General features: G+C 67.4%; 1 protein-coding gene. It reads left to right on the top strand.

Annotated elements, in window-relative coordinates; all coding sequences use genetic code 11:
• On the top strand, positions 1–221 hold a 221-nt coding region (locus EXE44_RS19710; protein ID WP_274595414.1), incomplete at both ends, for a TCP-1/cpn60 chaperonin family protein.

The raw sequence follows: 221 nt of genomic DNA on the forward strand, positions 1-221 counted from the left end.
GGCGAGCTGCTGAAAAACGCCCAGGACCTCCTCGAGCAGGACATCCACCCGACGGCGGTGATCAAGGGGTTCAACCTCGCGAGCGAGTACGCCCGTGAGCAGGTCGACGAGGTCGCCACCCGGGTCGACCCCGACGACACGGAGACGCTGCGGAACGTCGCCGAGACGTCGATGACCGGGAAGGGCGCCGAACTCGACAAGGAGACCCTCGCCGACCTCGT

This window comes from Halorubrum sp. SS7 (assembly GCF_005435055.1).
In the GTDB taxonomy this organism is placed as follows: domain Archaea; phylum Halobacteriota; class Halobacteria; order Halobacteriales; family Haloferacaceae; genus Halorubrum; species Halorubrum salinarum.